The organism is Citrobacter sp. Cb080, assembly GCF_030334745.1.
Taxonomy (GTDB): Bacteria; Pseudomonadota; Gammaproteobacteria; order Enterobacterales; family Enterobacteriaceae; genus Citrobacter; species Citrobacter braakii.
The window spans coordinates 1-15,265 of sequence record NZ_JAOWDG010000033.1; the positions used below are offsets into that span (position 1 = coordinate 1).

Below are 15,265 nucleotides of genomic sequence, written 5' to 3' on the forward strand. Positions count from 1 at the left end.
TCGAATCGAACCTTAGTCGAAGCTTCTCATCCTTCCCGTCTGGGCAGAATATGAGGCATAACAGATGGATTTGATACAGGTGCTTTATGAGGTGATGGTGGTGGGGGAAGGATTCGAACCTTCGAAGTCGATGACGGCAGATTTACAGTCTGCTCCCTTTGGCCGCTCGGGAACCCCACCAGGGGTATACTAATTTTATGAATCTATCGGAATGAATGGTGGTGGGGGAAGGATTCGAACCTTCGAAGTCGATGACGGCAGATTTACAGTCTGCTCCCTTTGGCCGCTCGGGAACCCCACCACGGGGTAATGCTAGTTACTGGCCTGCTTCCGTTGGAAGCGGGGCGCATCATATCAAATGATGCGCCCCTGTAAAGTATTCCGTTGATAAAAAAGAACTGGTTGCCTGATTTTTACGCGTAAAGATGTAAAGGTAACCAATTCAATTATCAATCGATTACAGAATAATCGTTCGGTTACCGTAAACAAAGACGCGTTGAGCCAGAACCTGATACAGCGCGCGGCTTAATACATTTTTCTCAACGTCGCGGCCCGCACGCATCATGTCTTCCGCGGTGTAGGTGTGATCCACATGAATTACGTCCTGCATAATGATTGGGCCTTCATCAAGGTTATCATTCACGTAGTGGGCTGTCGCACCGATGATCTTCACGCCGCGCTCATAAGCCTGATGGTAAGGGCGAGCGCCAATAAACGCTGGCAGGAATGAATGGTGAATATTGATAATCTTATTCGGGAAGCGTGAAACAAATGTTGGCGTCAGAACGCGCATGTATTTTGCCAGCACGACATAGTCAGGTTGGTGCGCGTCGATAGCGTCAGCCATTTTCAGATCATGTTCGTCACGCGTTAAACCTTCGTGGCTGACCAGCTCAAACGGGATATCAAACCGCTCAACCAAAGGTCGCAGCGTCTCGTGGTTGCCGATCACAGCGGCGATTTCAACATCCAGCCCGCCATAATTGGCCTTCATTAACAGATCACCCAGACAATGTGCTTCTTTGGTGACCAAAATGACGATACGGCGGCGTCCTGCTGGCGTTAATTCACGAATGGAGCCATCTGGAAGGGCACTATCCAGATCGGCAAGCAGCGTGACGTCGTTAAAAATACCCTCCAGTTCGGTACGCATAAAAAAGCGCCCGGTACGGTGGTCCACGAACTCATTGTTCTGCACGATGTTCAGTTCATGCTTGTAACAGATATTCGTAATGCGCGCGATCAGACCTTTTTGGTCCGGGCAAATAGTACGCAGCACTTTTCGTTGTAATGAATGCATTTGCAGCGGTGATCCTGTTGAGAATGTTTGCAAAATTGATACTGTCGGGCGTTGATTAGCCGCAGCACTTTTTAAATTTTTTACCGGAGCCACAAGGGCAGGTATCGTTTCGTCCAATTTGAGGGCGTGTACCGTCTATATAGTACCACTGACCGTTTTCTTTTAAAAAACGAGAGCGCTCGATAATTGCACCTGTTTTACCTTGTTCAGAAAATCGCGCAACAAAGCTGACATAGCCGATATTTTCTGTGTCTGCCGTTTGTTGTTCAAAAACGGTCAGCCCGAGCCATTCAGTGTGGCTAAATCCTGCGATAATGTCGTCGCGAAACTCGGCTGCATGACAGTCCGGATGCCAGGTCTTGATAAGGTAATCTGCGTCTTTCATCACAAAAGCACAGTAACGAGAACGCATGAGATGTGACGGCGTAGGTGCTACTTGCGCGCCAGACACATAACGGTAGCAACATAGGCTATACTCGACAGCGCTACCACAGGGACAAAGCTGAGACACAAAGTACTCCCTGGAATAAAAAAACGGCGTAAAAACGCCAAGGTAGCACTATGTTAACTGAGCGGTAGCGATGTTGCTACGTCTGCAAGCCAGGGGAAGTTTGTACGTACAATGAGAAAAATAAAAATTGGGCTGGCGCTAGGTTCCGGCGCGGCGCGAGGTTGGTCGCATATTGGCGTTATTAAGGCCCTAAAGCATATGGGCATTGATGTTGATATTGTGGCAGGGTGTTCCATTGGTTCGCTTGTTGGTGCAGCCTACGCATGCAATAAGTTACCTGCTCTCGAACAATGGGTTTGTTCTTTCAGCTATTGGGATGTCTTACGTCTGATGGATCTCTCGTGGCGCAGGGGCGGTTTACTGCGTGGTGAACGGGTATTCAATCAGTACCGTAATGTCATGCCGGTAGAAGCAATTGAGCAATGCACTCGCCGTTTCGCAACTGTGGCTACTAATCTGAGTACGGGTCGGGAGCTCTGGTTCACGGAAGGTGATTTGCACCTGGCTGTTCGGGCCTCCTGCAGTATTCCTGGTCTGATGTCCCCTGTAGCGCATAATGGTTACTGGCTGGTCGATGGCGCGGTGGTGAATCCCGTTCCTGTATCCTTAACTCGCGCGCTGGGCGCTGACATCGTTATTGCCGTCGATCTGCAACACGATGCGCATCTTATGCAGCAAGATTTACTCTCCTTCAACGTCAGCAGTGATGCCGAAACGGGTGATGATGTCGACGCGCTTTCATGGCGTGCCCGACTGAAAGAGCGCTTGAGCAACATAACGGCCAGGCGTGCGGTAACCGCGCCGACGGCGATGGAGATCATGACGACTTCTATTCAGGTTCTGGAAAACCGTCTGAAACGTAACCGCATGGCCGGTGACCCGCCAGACATCCTGATTCAGCCGTTTTGTCCGCAAATATCCACGCTGGATTTTCACCGCGCCAGCGCAGCAATTGCTGCTGGACAACTGGCGGTCGAGAAGAAAATGGATGAGCTTCTACCCCTGGTGAAAACCAACATCTAACGCATTTTTTATCAACACTTAAGCAAATTCTGACAGGCGTGAGTAGCAATAGCATGCCACTATTTACTAAAGCCAGTCAGGGGGGAGAATATGACGCAGCCATTGGTCGGAAAACAGATTCTTATCGTTGAGGATGAGCCGGTATTTCGCTCACTCATGGACTCATGGTTTTCCTCTTTGGGAGCGACAACGGCGGTAGCTGGCGATGGACTTGAAGCACTTGAATTACTCGGGCACTTTAACCCCGACCTGATTATCTGCGACCTGGCTATGCCACGAATGAACGGCCTTAAGCTAGTAGAGTATCTGCGTAATCGTGGCGATCAGACCCCCATCCTGGTGATATCAGCGACGGAAAACATGTCTGATATAGCCAAAGCACTGCGATTGGGTGTGGATGATGTGCTGCTAAAGCCGGTAAAGGACCTGAACCGCCTGCGCGAAACCGTCTTTGCGTGTCTGTATCCGAATATGTTTAATTCACGCGTGGAAGAAGAAGAGCGGCTGTTTCGCGACTGGGATGCTATGGTTGGTGATCCCGCCGCTGCAGCAAAGCTGTTGCAAGAATTACAGCCTCCTGTGTCGCAAGTTATTTCACGATGTCGGATCAACTATCGTCAATTGGTAGCCGCCGATCAGCCGGGGCTGGTACTGGATATTGCACCGCTATCGGACCATGACCTTGCGTTTTATTGTCTGGATGTGACGCGGGCAGGGGATAATGGTGTTCTGGCTGCATTGTTACTGCGGGCGCTATTTAACGGTTTGCTGCAGGAACAGCTCGCGCATCAAAATCAACGATTGCCGGAGCTCGGTGCGTTATTGAAACAGGTTAACCATTTATTGCGCCAGGCTAATTTGCCCGGACAATTCCCTTTGCTGGTGGGTTATTACCACAGCGGATTAAAAAACCTGATTCTGGTATCAGCAGGGCTGAATGCGACATTAAATACAGGTTCCCACAATGTACAAATCAGCAATGGCGTTCCGTTGGGAACCTTAGGGAATGCGTATCTTAATCAACTGAGCCAACGTTGCGAATCCTGGCAATGCCAAATTTGGGGGGCCGGTGGTCGGCTGCGCCTGATGTTGTCTGCAGAATGAACAACCGAGTGGAGTGAGAATGAAATTGGCTCACCCCCCTCATGCTGTGAGTGCTACTATCAGCGCCAGATTTATTCGTATTTATCTTAATTATACCGACGCGCGTCCTTTTCAGACCAGAAGCTTGTCGCGGTACTGATATACTTGGATGCGATACAGATTGATGAACACGTTCAATACATGAACAGTCCAGGAGAGTTTTAAATGGCTGCCCTTAATTCAAAAGTCAAAAAGGCCGTTATCCCGGTTGCGGGATTAGGAACCAGGATGTTACCGGCTACGAAAGCAATCCCGAAAGAGATGCTACCGTTGGTTGATAAGCCATTAATTCAGTACGTCGTAAACGAATGTATTGCTGCGGGCATCACTGAAATTGTACTTGTAACTCACTCGTCTAAAAATTCGATTGAAAACCACTTCGATACCAGCTTTGAACTTGAAGCTATGCTGGAAAAACGTGTAAAACGCCAGCTTCTGGAAGAAGTGCAATCTATTTGTCCGCCACATGTCACTATTATGCAGGTGCGTCAGGGACTGGCCAAAGGTCTGGGCCACGCGGTATTGTGCGCGCACCCGGTGGTTGGCGATGAGCCCGTTGCGGTTATCTTGCCGGACGTCATTCTTGACGAATACGAATCTGATTTATCACGCGACAACCTTGCCGAAATGATTCATCGTTTCGATGAAACAGGCAGCAGCCAGATTATGGTTGAGCCGGTAGAAGATGTTACCGCTTATGGTGTTGTTGATTGTAAAGGCGTTGAATTAGCGCCGGGCGAAAGCGTACCGATGGTTGGCGTTGTTGAAAAGCCGAAAGCGAATGTGGCGCCATCTAATCTGGCCGTCGTGGGGCGTTACGTCCTTAGCGCGGATATCTGGCCTCTGCTGGCAAAAACGCCTCCGGGAGCCGGTGACGAAATTCAGCTGACTGATGCTATCGATATGCTGATTGAAAAAGAAACGGTTGAAGCTTATCACATGAAGGGCAAAAGCCATGACTGTGGTAATAAGCTGGGCTATATGCAGGCGTTCGTTGAATATGGTATTCGCCATAATACTCTCGGCGCTGAATTTAAAGCCTGGCTGGAAGATGAGATGGGTATTAAGAAGTAACCTGCTGGTATTATCAGGTCTGAACGGTGCTGTTAATCCAGCACCGTTTTTTTATACCTGAACTGGGTAGGGACTGTGCGAAGTACAGGTAAAAAAAATCCCGCCAGTGGCGGGATTTTAAGCAAACTATTTCTGAATTATTCCTTGATTAAGAAATCGTCCAGTTGTTTACCTTGTTCTTCCATCGCTTTTTTGATCACTGCCGGTGTACGACCCTGACCAGTCCAGGTTTTAGTTTCACCGTTTTCGTCAACATAGCTATATTTAGCCGGACGTGCAGCGCGTTTAGCTTTGGTGCCAGATTTAACAGCAGCCATGCTATTCAGCAGTTCGTTCGGGTCAATGCCGTCAGCGATCAGCATTTCACGATATTGTTGCAGTTTACGAGTACGTTCTTCAACTTCAGCAGCTGCAGCGCTTTCTTCTTCACGGCGCTCGCTAACAACAACTTCTAATTTTTCCAGCATTTCTTCAAGCGTTTCCAGAGTACATTCTCTTGCCTGCGCACGAAGAGTACGGATGTTGTTCAGAATTTTAAGTGCTTCGCTCATTGTAGTAATCTCAAACTTATATTGGGGGTGGTTTGTTGAGCTAATAATAGAGCGATAAATTCAGTTGTGCAATAGCCAGGAATGTAAGGAATTCAAAATTGCGCTTTATTTAGTATCAGAATTAATTCATCTGTCTTAAATTCACCGCGACGTTGGGCATAAAAAAGGCTTATTGGTGAGGGGGCTTCTCAGCGGCTGAGAGTAAAAATTCAAGATTCAGGTCACATTTTATGGTGTACAAATAGTATCTCTTTGCAGTGATTTCAACCTTTTGTATTAGTTTTGCTTACATGAATTCGCTAATACATGGCGACAGTGGGTAGATTCAATAACAATAAGGGAAGGGTTTCTTTATTGCCGTAAGAAGATAAGAGGTATGGATAAATTTCATGAGCACTATTTGTGAAAGAGTGTGTATATACCCGTCCAGTTTCAGGCTGCCTGGGCTATGACTGGAGTGTACTAGCGCTCCCATGTCACTTAAAGGATCGGTTATTTAGGCGACACTGAGCGAGTCTGAACGCCTATTTATACGCCTATGCAGGCAACGCTACACCGACACGTTCGTGAAATATGCTACAATCCTGCCCATATTTATTTCCCCGGGTGAGGGCCTACGGTCAATGGCACAGCTATATTTTTACTATTCTGCAATGAATGCCGGTAAGTCGACTGCATTGCTGCAATCTTCGTACAATTATCAGGAACGTGGGATGCGTGCCGTGGTATATACAGCGGAAATTGATGACCGCTTTGGTGCCGGAAAAGTAAGTTCACGTATAGGTCTGTCGTCACCTGCAAAATTGTTTAACCAAAATTCATCATTGTTCGAAGAGATTCGGGCTGAGAATGAGCAGCAAAGAATTCACTGTGTACTGGTTGATGAGTCGCAGTTTCTGACTCGACAGCAGGTTTATGAATTATCTGAAGTTGTCGATCAGCTGGATATTCCCGTGTTGTGCTACGGCTTGCGTACCGATTTTCGTGGTGAGTTATTTGGCGGCAGCGAATACCTGTTGGCGTGGTCAGATAAACTGGTTGAATTAAAAACCATTTGTTTCTGTGGGCGTAAGGCCAGCATGGTGTTGCGTCTTGATCAGGCAGGACGACCTTATAACGAGGGCGAACAGGTGGTGATTGGCGGGAACGAACGCTATGTATCGGTATGCCGTAAGCATTATAAGCAAGCACAGTCTGAGGGCTCTCTGACGGCGATACAAGAACGACACAACCACGATTAACTCTACGCGCTTCTGGGCGCTTATTAGCACAGGGTAGGCTACGACATTCGCTAATGTTCGCTACCCTGTCAGACACTCTCCTGACGCTATTCTCGCATCCTCCTAAGCATCCTTTTACAGGCCCATCCTTTACACGTCGCTGAATTGGTCATGTATCGATTCTGATAACGAAAGATGTAAAAAAAAACGGCCCCAATTTGGGACCGTTTATGGTGAAACTAAAACTTATCTGGATGAATTAAGCGGATTTCTTCGCTTTTTTCTCAGCTTTCGGCGCTGCTACTGCTTCAGTCTTAACGGCGGTTTGATCTTCGCTGTATTCACGACCGTAGTAGGTATCCATCAGGATCTGTTTCAGTTCAGAAATCAGCGGGTAACGCGGGTTAGCACCAGTACACTGGTCATCAAACGCATCTTCAGACAGTTTGTCCACGTGTGCCAGGAAGTCAGCTTCCTGAACGCCAGCTTCACGGATAGACTTAGGAATACCCAGTTCAGCTTTGATTTCGTCAAGCCAGCCCAGCAGTTTCTGGATTTTTGCAGCAGTACGGTCGCCCGGTGCGCTCAGACCCAGATGGTCTGCGATTTCAGCGTAGCGACGACGAGCCTGCGGACGGTCGTACTGGCTGAATGCAGTCTGTTTAGTCGGGTTGTCGTTCGCGTTATAACGAATAACGTTGCTGATCAGCAGGGCGTTCGCCAGACCATGAGGAATGTGGAACTGAGAACCCAGCTTGTGCGCCATGGAGTGACATACGCCCAGGAAGGCGTTAGCAAACGCAATACCGGCGATGGTTGCTGCACTGTGTACACGCTCACGCGCTACCGGGTTCTTAGAACCTTCGTGGTAGGACGCTGGCAGGTTTTCTTTCAGCAGTTTCAGCGCTTGCAGAGCCTGACCGTCGGAGAACTCAGAAGCCAGCACGGATACGTAAGCTTCCAGAGCATGAGTGACGGCATCCAGACCACCGAACGCACACAGGGACTTAGGCATATCCATCACCAGGTTTGCGTCAACAATCGCCATGTCCGGAGTCAGCGCATAGTCTGCCAGCGGGCATTTCTGACCAGTTGCATCGTCAGTAACAACCGCAAACGGAGTAACTTCAGAGCCAGTACCGGAAGTGGTGGTGACGGCAACCATCTTCGCTTTTACGCCCATTTTCGGGAACTTGTAGATACGTTTACGGATGTCCATAAAGCGCAATGCCAGTTCTTCGAAGTGGGTTTCTGGGTGTTCGTACATAACCCACATGATTTTCGCGGCGTCCATCGGGGAACCGCCACCCAGCGCGATGATCACGTCTGGTTTAAAGGAGTTAGCCAGCTCAGCACCTTTGCGTACAACGGTCAGAGTTGGGTCAGCTTCAACTTCAAAGAACACTTCGGTTTCAACGCCAGCAGCTTTCAGCACGGAGGTGATCTGGTCAGCATAGCCATTGTTAAACAGGAAGCGGTCGGTCACGATCAGCGCACGTTTGTGACCATCGGTAATCACTTCATCCAGTGCGATTGGCAGAGAGCCACGACGGAAGTAGATAGATTTCGGAAGTTTGTGCCACAACATGTTTTCAGCTCGCTTAGCAACGGTTTTCTTGTTGATCAGGTGCTTAGGACCAACGTTTTCAGAGATGGAATTACCACCCCAGGAACCACAACCCAGAGTCAGGGAAGGCGCGAGTTTAAAGTTGTACAGGTCACCGATACCACCCTGAGAAGCTGGGGTGTTAATCAGGATACGTGCGGTTTTCATCATCTGACCGAAGTAAGCAACACGTTCTGGCTGGTTGTCCTGGTCGGTGTACAGGCAAGAGGTATGACCGATACCGCCCATCGCAACCAGTTTTTCAGCTTTAATAACGGCGTCTTCGAAGTCTTTCGCACGGTACATTGCCAGCGTCGGAGACAATTTTTCGTGAGCGAACGGTTCGCTTTCGTCAACAACTGTCACTTCACCGATCAGAATCTTAGTGGTTTCTGGTACGGAGAAGCCTGCCAGTTCAGCAATTTTGTATGCCGGCTGACCAACGATAGCCGCGTTCAGCGCGCCATTTTTCAGGATAACGTCCTGAACGGCTTTCAGCTCTTTGCCTTGCAGCATGTAGCCGCCGTGAGTCGCGAAACGCTCACGTACTGCGTCGTATACAGAGTCAACGACAACAACGGACTGTTCAGAAGCACAAATTACGCCGTTATCGAAGGTTTTAGACATCAGAACAGATGCAACAGCACGCTTGATATCAGCGGTTTCATCGATAACCACAGGGGTGTTACCTGCGCCTACACCGATTGCCGGTTTACCGGAACTGTATGCTGCTTTAACCATGCCTGGACCACCGGTCGCAAGGATCAGGTTGATGTCCGGGTGGTGCATCAGCGCGTTTGACAGTTCTACGGAAGGTTGATCGATCCAGCCGATCAGATCTTTCGGTGCGCCAGCAGCAATTGCTGCCTGCAGAACGATATCAGCCGCTTTGTTAGTGGCATCTTTTGCACGCGGATGCGGAGAGAAGATGATGGCGTTACGCGTCTTCAGGCTGATCAGTGATTTGAAGATTGCAGTAGAAGTCGGGTTAGTGGTTGGAACGATACCGCAGATGATACCAATCGGTTCAGCGATGGTAATGGTACCGAAAGTGTGGTCTTCAGCCAGCACACCACAGGTTTTTTCGTCTTTATATGCGTTATAAATGTATTCGGAAGCAAAGTGGTTTTTAATCACTTTATCTTCGACGATGCCCATGCCAGATTCGGCAACGGCCATTTTCGCGAGAGGGATTCGAGCGTCTGCGGCAGCCAGAGCGGCGGCACGGAAGATTTTGTCAACCTGTTCTTGAGTGAAACTGGCATATTCACGCTGGGCTTTTTTTACGCGCTCTACAAGTGCGTTAAGTTCAGCGACATTAGTAACAGCCATAATGCTCTCCTGATAATGTTAAACTTTTTTAGTAAATCATCTGCTCGATACGAGAGTATAGACAGATCGACGAAAATTTGTGTAACGTTTTGAAAATCAAACGGTTAATTAACGTCCACTTTACCTTGATTTACTAAAAGAGCTTATACGCTAGCGCCACTTAATTCTAACGCGCTACCTCCAGGTGGCGTAAGCAAGATTACTCACTTCTGAGTAGTAATTGCGTGATCTGGATCAAAATTTCGCAAAGCTGACACCTTTCAGCAGGCCCTTTTAGCGTTTATCGGTAAGTGTTAATGAATTGGTGGGATGAATGCTATTAACATTAGCATATTTAATACATATTAATAACACTAAGTATTGGAAGTGTATTTACGTAGATATACACAGATAGAAGGTGAAGTATGCTGACAAAAGGCGTATCTTCAGCGCGGATTTTATCAATTTTTATGACTCATTTTATCCGGCTAACGCTTCGGAGCTAACCGTGATCCAAGCGCTATTTGATTTTCCTGTCTATTTTAAATTTTTCATTGGGTTATTCGCATTGGTTAACCCGGTCGGGATCATCCCTGTCTTTATCAGTATGACCAGCTATCAAACGGCTGCTGCGCGAAATAAAACCAACCTTACGGCAAACCTGTCGGTTGCCATCATCCTGTGGACTTCGCTGTTCCTTGGTGACGGTATTCTTCAGCTCTTCGGTATCTCGATAGATTCGTTCAGGATTGCCGGCGGCATTCTGGTGGTGACTATCGCAATGTCGATGATTAGCGGAAAACTGGGCGAAGATAAGCAAAACAAACAGGAAAAATCAGAAACAGCAATCCGCGAAAGTATCGGCGTAGTGCCGCTGGCATTGCCGCTTATGGCGGGGCCAGGGGCGATAAGCTCAACTATTGTTTGGGGTACGCGTTATCACAGTGCGATTAACCTGTTTGGTTTTTTTGTGGCGATTGCGTTGTTTGCCCTGTGCTGTTGGGGACTTTTTCGCATGGCACCGTGGCTGGTACGGCTGCTGGGCCAAACCGGTATCAACGTCATTACGCGTATTATGGGGTTGTTGTTAATGGCCTTAGGGATCGAATTCATTGTGACTGGAATCAAGTCCATTTTCCCCGGTTTACTTGCCTGATATTCCTCTTCGGCATCAACGGAGCCTCTTTCGGCTCCGTTTCCTTTCGTTATTAGTAAAACTTCTCACTAAAGTTGAAAATCAGCATAGAAATATAAAAATATCTGATGGTTATTCATTAATTTATTCATTTATTTTATGGATATAACACTCAATGGTCCACCAGAGGGATCCCGATGTCACTGTTATTTTATTAACATCATACTCTGGGGCTTGCTGAAGGATTATCGAAATGTTATTAGTTATTTCAGCGTTTTTTTTAGATGAATGTGCTAATTAATAACCAATTGTTAAATTTATGTGCATTTTGGCGTGGTGTTGACACAGGACTGGGGAGTTAACACTGCGCGTTATGCAATATATTGATTTTTATCGTTTTATTGTCATAATCTTTCATTCGTAAGACTTTTTTAGTGAGATTTATTTCCAATAAAAGAGAATTGGTTAACAAATTTGTAAAATGTATTGGCGGTTAAGAAACGCATTTGATACTTTCCGGCCAGGTATTATGCAGAAGAATTCACGTTGATGAGAATCATTTTCAATTAGTTTCTCTCAACAGGGTAATAGCGTGTTTCCGGCAGGGGAGGCACGTAGATAATCGACGCAAGGCGATCATACGAATCGCCAGAAATAAATAAAGTCGGTGATAGCAAGCAGTAAAACAAGAAACTACCTGACGGCAGAAAATCTCCGGTGCCGTACAGGGATCCTGACAGGATTAACAGTCTGGTTAAAAAACCAGCCATAATAATGAGGGAGTACAAACACAATGACTAACATCACTAAAAAAAGTTTAGTAGCTGCGGGGATCCTAACTGCGCTAATCGCTGGGAATGTTGCTACGGCGGCAGTTGTGCCAGCAGGTGTGCAGCTTGCTGAAAAGCAGACTCTGGTGCGTAATAACGGTTCGGAAGTTCAGTCACTCGATCCACATAAAATCGAAGGTGTACCTGAATCCAATATCAACCGTGACCTGTTTGAAGGTTTATTAATCAGCGATGTCGATGGCAAACCATCGCCTGGCGTGGCTGAAAAGTGGGAAAATAAAGACTTTAAGGTGTGGACATTCCATCTGCGTAAAGACGCTAAATGGTCTGACGGCACGCCTGTTACCGCGCAAGATTTCGTGTATAGCTGGCAACGCCTGGCTAATCCAAATACCGCGTCACCGTACGCCAGTTATTTACAGTACGGTCACATTGTCAATATTGACGATATTATCGCCGGCAAAAAGCCGATCACCGATCTCGGTGTCAAAGCTCTCGACGATCATACATTTGAAGTCACCCTGAGCGAGCCGGTTCCTTATTTCTACAAATTGCTTGTGCACTCATCCGTTTCTCCGGTTCCTAAAGCAGCGGTTGAAAAATACGGTGAGAAATGGACCCAGCCCGCTAACATCGTCACCAACGGCGCCTATAAGCTGAAAGACTGGGTGGTCAACGAGCGCATTGTACTTGAGCGTAACACCAACTACTGGGACAACGCCAAAACGGTTATTAACCAGGTTACCTACCTGCCAATTTCTTCTGAAGTGACTGACGTTAACCGCTATCGCAGCGGCGAAATCGACATGACCTATAACAACATGCCGATCGAGTTATTCCAGAAACTGAAAAAAGAGATCCCGAACGAAGTTCACGTTGACCCGTATCTGTGCACCTATTATTACGAAATCAACAACCAGAAAGCACCGTTCAACGATGTTCGTGTTCGTACCGCCCTGAAACTGGCGTTGGATCGTGACATTATCGTCAACAAAGTTAAAAACCAGGGGGACCTGCCGGCGTATAGCTTTACCCCTCCTTACACCGATGGCGCGAAACTGGTTGAACCAGAGTGGTTCAAATGGTCTCAGGAAAAACGTAATGAAGAAGCGAAAAAACTGCTGGCTGAAGCCGGGTATACCGCTGAAAAACCGTTGACCTTTGACCTGCTCTATAACACCTCAGATCTGCATAAAAAGCTGGCCATCGCTGCGGCATCTATCTGGAAGAAAAATCTGGGCGCCAATGTGAAGCTGGAAAACCAGGAATGGAAAACATTCCTCGATACGCGCCATCAGGGTAACTATGATGTTTCGCGTGCGGGCTGGTGTGCGGATTACAACGAACCAACATCCTTCCTGAATATGGTGCTGTCTGACAGCTCCAACAACACCGTCCACTATAAGAGCCCGGCGTTTGATAAGCTGATTGCGGATACGCTGAAAGTGACTTATGAAGCGCAGCGCAGCGAACTGTATTCGAAAGCGGAACAGCAGCTGGATAAAGATTCTGCGATTGTACCGGTTTATTACTATGTTAACGCCCGCCTGGTAAAACCATGGGTTGGCGGATACTCCGGTAAAGACCCGATGGATAATATCCACGTTAAAGACTTGTATATTATCAAGCATTAATGGCAAGACGTGGGGCAATCATTTTGCCCCACAGTGTCTTTTTCTTCGAACTATTAACACCGCTTTACCTGAACGTCGGGGTAGAAGAGGTGTAAAGGCACACGCCAGAAGGTACGGGCAATGTTAAAATTTATATTACGTCGCTGTCTGGAAGCGATTCCGACGCTGTTTATACTTATTACGATTTCATTCTTTATGATGCGCCTTGCGCCGGGAAGCCCATTCACCGGGGAACGCGCGTTACCGCCAGAGGTACTGGCTAATATCGAAGCGAAATATCATCTTAACGATCCTATCTCGACGCAGTACTTCAGCTACCTCAAGCAGCTGGCGCATGGCGATTTTGGGCCATCTTTTAAATATAAAGACTATACGGTAAACGACCTTGTGGCATCGAGCTTTCCGGTTTCTGCGAAGCTGGGAGCTGCGGCCTTTATTCTGGCGGTCCTCGTTGGCGTTAGCGCTGGGGTGATAGCCGCGCTGAAACAAAATACGCGTTGGGACTACACGGTGATGGGGGTGGCAATGACCGGGGTGGTTATCCCCAGTTTCGTGGTCGCTCCCTTATTGGTCATGATATTTGCCATAACCTTGAAATGGCTGCCCGGAGGCGGCTGGAACGGCGGGGCGTTGAAATTTATGATCTTGCCGATGGTGGCCTTGTCACTGGCTTATATCGCCAGTATCGCCCGTATTACCCGCGGTTCGATGATTGAAGTGCTGCACTCTAACTTTATTCGTACCGCGCGCGCTAAAGGGTTGCCGATGCGGCGGATTATTTTCCGCCATGCGTTAAAACCTGCGCTGTTGCCCGTGCTGTCCTATATGGGACCAGCATTTGTCGGCATTATTACCGGTTCGATGGTTATTGAAACCATCTATGGTTTGCCGGGCATTGGCCAGCTGTTCGTCAATGGTGCGTTAAACCGCGACTATTCGCTGGTCCTGAGCCTCACCATACTGGTAGGGACGCTGACCATCGTGTTTAACGCGATTGTTGACGTGCTGTATGCCGTTATCGACCCGAAAATTCGTTACTGATACTGGAGCTCGCTATGATGTTAAGTAAGAAAAACAGCGAAGCGCTGGAGAATTTCAGTGAAAAGCTGGAGGTCGAGGGCCGCAGTCTGTGGCAGGACGCGCGTCGACGCTTTATGCATAACCGCGCGGCGGTAGCAAGCCTGGTCGTGCTGGTGATTATTGCGCTGTTTGTGACGCTGGCGCCGATGCTGTCGCAGTTTACCTACTTCGATACCGACTGGGGCATGATGTCCAGCGCGCCGGATACAGAATCTGGACACTATTTCGGCACCGACTCGTCAGGTCGAGACCTGCTGGTTCGTGTGGCGATTGGCGGTCGCATCTCGCTGATGGTCGGCATTGCCGCGGCGTTGGTCGCGGTAGTTGTCGGCACGCTATACGGTTCTCTGTCGGGCTACCTCGGCGGTAAAATCGACTCCGTGATGATGCGTCTGCTGGAAATCCTCAACTCCTTCCCGTTCATGTTCTTCGTGATTCTGCTGGTCACCTTCTTTGGGCAAAATATCCTGCTGATTTTTGTCGCTATCGGGATGGTATCCTGGCTGGATATGGCGCGTATCGTGCGTGGACAAACGCTGAGTCTCAAGCGCAAAGAGTTTATTGAAGCAGCGCAAGTGGGTGGGGTATCTACCGTACGCATCGTTATCCGTCATATTGTGCCGAACGTGCTGGGCGTGGTGGTGGTGTACGCTTCGTTGCTGGTGCCCAGCATGATCCTGTTTGAATCCTTCCTGAGCTTTTTGGGATTAGGGACGCAGGAGCCATTAAGTAGCTGGGGGGCGTTGCTGAGTGATGGTGCCAACTCGATGGAAGTCTCACCATGGCTGCTGCTGTTCCCGGCAGGATTCCTGGTGGTCACTTTGTTCTGTTTTAACTTTATTGGCGATGGCCTGCGTGATGCCCTCGACCCGAAAGACCGTTAAGG

General features: G+C 48.2%; 12 protein-coding genes and 2 tRNA genes. 8 read left to right on the plus strand and 6 right to left on the minus strand.

Annotated elements, in window-relative coordinates:
• Positions 1–95 precede the first annotated feature (95 nt).
• The 4 genes from OGV38_RS06630 to OGV38_RS06645 form a co-directional block, all read right to left on the minus strand.
• Positions 96–180: transfer RNA gene (locus tag OGV38_RS06630), tRNA-Tyr, on the minus strand.
• A gap of 36 nt (positions 181–216) precedes the next feature.
• Positions 217–301 (minus strand) — tRNA-Tyr (locus OGV38_RS06635).
• A 156-nt stretch (positions 302–457) separates the two neighbouring features.
• Positions 458–1,300: a formyltetrahydrofolate deformylase gene (gene purU / locus OGV38_RS06640; RefSeq protein ID WP_016153278.1), complete on the minus strand. Its 843-nt coding sequence runs from the start codon at positions 1,298–1,300 to the stop codon at positions 458–460.
• A 55-nt stretch (positions 1,301–1,355) separates the two neighbouring features.
• Positions 1,356–1,811, minus strand: a complete 456-nt coding sequence (locus OGV38_RS06645) for a YchJ family protein (RefSeq protein WP_029139563.1) — start codon at positions 1,809–1,811, stop codon at positions 1,356–1,358.
• Between the two features lie 111 nt (positions 1,812–1,922).
• On the opposite strand from OGV38_RS06645, the gene rssA reads away from it, so the two are divergent.
• The 3 genes from rssA to galU all read left to right on the plus strand — a co-directional run bounded on the left by rssA (position 1,923) and on the right by galU (position 5,051).
• Entirely contained in the window at positions 1,923–2,834 is a 912-nt protein-coding gene (gene rssA, locus OGV38_RS06650; protein ID WP_016156731.1) for a patatin-like phospholipase RssA, read from the plus strand.
• Between the two features lie 90 nt (positions 2,835–2,924).
• Entirely contained in the window at positions 2,925–3,938 is a 1,014-nt protein-coding gene (gene rssB, locus OGV38_RS06655) for a two-component system response regulator RssB (RefSeq protein ID WP_016153275.1), read from the plus strand.
• A gap of 204 nt (positions 3,939–4,142) precedes the next feature.
• Positions 4,143–5,051, plus strand: a complete 909-nt coding sequence (gene galU, locus OGV38_RS06660; protein WP_016153274.1) for a UTP--glucose-1-phosphate uridylyltransferase GalU — start codon at positions 4,143–4,145, stop codon at positions 5,049–5,051.
• 137 nt (positions 5,052–5,188) lie between these two features.
• Here galU and hns read toward each other — a convergent pair whose 3' ends face one another.
• Positions 5,189–5,602, minus strand: coding sequence for a histone-like nucleoid-structuring protein H-NS (gene hns, locus OGV38_RS06665; protein WP_003020723.1), 414 nt, complete (start codon positions 5,600–5,602; stop codon positions 5,189–5,191).
• A gap of 623 nt (positions 5,603–6,225) precedes the next feature.
• Here hns and tdk point away from each other — a divergent pair.
• On the plus strand, positions 6,226–6,843 hold the full coding sequence (gene tdk / locus OGV38_RS06670) for a thymidine kinase (RefSeq protein WP_019076935.1): 618 nt from the start codon (positions 6,226–6,228) through the stop codon (positions 6,841–6,843).
• 238 nt (positions 6,844–7,081) lie between these two features.
• On the opposite strand, the gene adhE is transcribed toward tdk, so the two are convergent.
• Positions 7,082–9,760 (minus strand): bifunctional acetaldehyde-CoA/alcohol dehydrogenase, encoded by a 2,679-nt coding sequence (gene adhE, locus OGV38_RS06675; protein ID WP_286473079.1) that lies wholly within the window; start codon positions 9,758–9,760, stop codon positions 7,082–7,084.
• Positions 9,761–10,247: 487 nt separating this feature from the next.
• Here adhE and ychE point away from each other — a divergent pair, with 487 nt between their 5' ends.
• From ychE to oppC, 4 genes are all read left to right on the plus strand, one after another.
• Complete coding sequence (ychE, locus tag OGV38_RS06680; protein ID WP_286473080.1) at positions 10,248–10,895, plus strand: NAAT family transporter YchE; 648 nt, start codon at positions 10,248–10,250, stop codon at positions 10,893–10,895.
• A 772-nt stretch (positions 10,896–11,667) separates the two neighbouring features.
• Positions 11,668–13,299: an oligopeptide ABC transporter substrate-binding protein OppA gene (gene oppA, locus OGV38_RS06685; RefSeq protein ID WP_286473082.1), complete on the plus strand. Its 1,632-nt coding sequence runs from the start codon at positions 11,668–11,670 to the stop codon at positions 13,297–13,299.
• Positions 13,300–13,419: 120 nt separating this feature from the next.
• Positions 13,420–14,340 carry an oligopeptide ABC transporter permease OppB gene (oppB, locus tag OGV38_RS06690; RefSeq protein WP_003020708.1) on the plus strand — a complete coding sequence of 307 codons (921 nt, stop codon included), beginning with the start codon at positions 13,420–13,422 and terminating at the stop codon, positions 14,338–14,340.
• 14 nt (positions 14,341–14,354) lie between these two features.
• Entirely contained in the window at positions 14,355–15,263 is a 909-nt protein-coding gene (gene oppC / locus OGV38_RS06695; RefSeq protein ID WP_003020701.1) for an oligopeptide ABC transporter permease OppC, read from the plus strand.
• Positions 15,264–15,265: the final 2 nt, after the last annotated feature.